The sequence below is a fragment of the Salinicoccus cyprini genome, from assembly GCF_007713705.1.
Taxonomy (GTDB): domain Bacteria; phylum Bacillota; class Bacilli; order Staphylococcales; family Salinicoccaceae; genus Salinicoccus; species Salinicoccus cyprini.
Map to the genome: position 1 here is coordinate 1 of NZ_VMSJ01000007.1, position 1,987 is coordinate 1,987.

The 1,987-nt window shown below is 53.1% G+C and carries 1 rRNA gene; it reads left to right on the forward strand.

Annotated features, from left to right (window positions below):
* A 23S ribosomal RNA gene (locus FO441_RS12660) occupies window positions 1–1,926 on the forward strand; the annotation flags it as partial.
* Between the last annotated feature and the right edge of the window lie 61 nt (window positions 1,927–1,987).

Genomic DNA, 1,987 nt, shown 5'->3' on the forward strand with positions numbered 1-1,987 from the left:
GATGTGATGCACGGGAGTCAGACAGCGGGTGATAAGGTCCGTTGTCGAGAGGGAAACAGCCCAGACCACCAGTTAAGGTCCCAAAATATATGTTGAGTGGAAAAGGATGTGGCGTTGCACAGACAACTAGGATGTTGGCTTAGAAGCAGCCATCATTTAAAGAGTGCGTAATAGCTCACTAGTCAAGTGACGCTGCGCCGAAAATGTACCGGGGCTAAACATATTACCGAAACTGTGGATCAGAAATGATGGTAGGAGAGCGTTCCGATGGCAGTGAAGCATGACCGTGAGGACATGTGGAGCGATCGGAAGTGAGAATGCCGGTGTGAGTAGCGAAAGACGGGTGGGAATCCCGTCCACCGAATGACTAAGGTTTCCAGAGGAAGGCTCGTCCGCTCTGGGTTAGTCGGGACCTAAGCCGAGGCAGAGATGCGTAGGCGATGGCCAACAGGCAGAAATTCCTGTACCGGTGATATGTGATTGAGCGATGTGGTGACGCAGAAGGAGAAGCAGAGCGTGCGATTGGAAGAGCACGTCCAAGCATCGAGTCGTCAGGGTAGGCAAATCCGCCCTGTACAACGACGAGGTGTGACGGGGAGCCGAAAATAGTAGGCGAAGCTGTGGGTTCACACTGCCAAGAAAAGCTGCTAGTGAGCATATCACCGCCCGTACCGCAAACCGACACAGGTAGTTGGGATGAGAATTCTAAGGTGAGCGAGCGAACTCTCGTTAAGGAACTCGGCAAAATGACCCCGTAACTTCGGGAGAAGGGGTGCTCAGTAAAATGAGCCGCAGTGAATAGGCCCAAGCGACTGTTTATCAAAAACACAGGTCTCTGCCAAACCGAAAGGTGACGTATAGGGGCTGACGCCTGCCCGGTGCTGGAAGGTTAAGAGGAGCGCTCAGCGCAAGCGAAGGTGCGAATCGAAGCCCCAGTAAACGGCGGCCGTAACTATAACGGTCCTAAGGTAGCGAAATTCCTTGTCAGGTAAGTTCTGACCCGCACGAAAGGCGTAACGATTTGGGCACTGTCTCAACGAGAGGCTCGGTGAAATCATAGTACCAGTGAAGATGCTGGTTACCCGCGACAGGACGGAAAGACCCCGTGGAGCTTTACTGTAGCCTGATATTGAATCTTGACCTCACCTGTACAGGATAGGTGGGAGCCATTGAAGTGTGGACGCCAGTCTACATGGAGGCACTGGTGGGATACCACCCTGGTGATGTTGAGGTTCTAACCCGCGCCCGTGATCCGGGCGGGAGACAGTGTCAGGTGGACAGTTTGACTGGGGCGGTCGCCTCCTAAAGAGTAACGGAGGCGCTCAAAGGTTCCCTCAGAATGGTTGGAAATCATTCATAGAGTGTAAAGGTATAAGGGAGCTTGACTGCGAGACATACAGGTCGAGCAGGGTCGAAAGACGGACTTAGTGATCCGGTGGTTCCGCATGGAAGGGCCATCGCTCAACGGATAAAAGCTACCCCGGGGATAACAGGCTTATCTCCCCCAAGAGTTCACATCGACGGGGAGGTTTGGCACCTCGATGTCGGCTCATCGCATCCTGGGGCTGTAGTCGGTCCCAAGGGTTGGGCTGTTCGCCCATTAAAGCGGTACGCGAGCTGGGTTCAGAACGTCGTGAGACAGTTCGGTCCCTATCCGTCGTGGGCGTAGGAAATTTGAGAGGCGCTGTCCTTAGTACGAGAGGACCGGGATGGACATACCACTGGTGTACCAGTTGTCGTGCCAACGGCATCGCTGGGTAGCTATGTATGGCCGGGATAAGTGCTGAAAGCATCTAAGCATGAAGCCCCCCTCAAGATGAGATTTCCCCATTAGATCCCTCAGAGATGATGAGGTGGATAGGTTCGGCGTGCAAGTGTGGCGACACATTCAGCGGACGAATACTAATCGATCGATGACTTATTCAAATAAATGAAAACCGTGTTTGGTTTTCTGCGCAGCGCATTGTTTCTATCCGGTTTTGAATGT